The 667-nt window shown below is 54.9% G+C and carries 1 rRNA gene; it reads left to right on the forward strand.

Annotated features, from left to right (window positions below):
* Nucleotides 1–667, forward strand: a 16S ribosomal RNA gene (locus tag TE34_RS00005); the annotation flags it as partial.

The raw sequence follows: 667 nt of genomic DNA on the forward strand, positions 1-667 counted from the left end.
GAGTAACACGTGGGCAACCTGCCTGTAAGACTGGGATAACTCGCGGAAACGTGAGCTAATACCGGATAATACTTTGAACTTCATGGTTCGAAGATGAAAGGCGGCTTCGGCTGTCACTTACAGATGGGCCCGCGGCGCATTAGCTAGTTGGTGAGGTAACGGCTCACCAAGGCGACGATGCGTAGCCGACCTGAGAGGGTGATCGGCCACACTGGGACTGAGACACGGCCCAGACTCCTACGGGAGGCAGCAGTAGGGAATCTTCCGCAATGGACGAAAGTCTGACGGAGCAACGCCGCGTGAGTGATGAAGGTTTTCGGATTGTAAAACTCTGTTGTTAGGGAAGAACAAGTCGGGTAGTAACTGACCCGACCTTGACGGTACCTAACCAGAAAGCCCCGGCTAACTACGTGCCAGCAGCCGCGGTAATACGTAGGGGGCAAGCGTTGTCCGGAATTATTGGGCGTAAAGCGCGCGCAGGCGGTCCTTTAAGTCTGATGTGAAAGCCCACGGCTTAACCGTGGAGGGTCATTGGAAACTGGAGGACTTGAGTACAGAAGAGGAGAGTGGAATTCCACGTGTAGCGGTGAAATGCGTAGAGATGTGGAGGAACACCAGTGGCGAAGGCGACTCTCTGGTCTGTAACTGACGCTGAGGCGCGAAAGCG

The sequence above is a fragment of the Ornithinibacillus californiensis genome (assembly GCF_001038485.1).
Classification (GTDB): domain Bacteria; phylum Bacillota; class Bacilli; order Bacillales; family Amphibacillaceae; genus Ornithinibacillus; species Ornithinibacillus californiensis.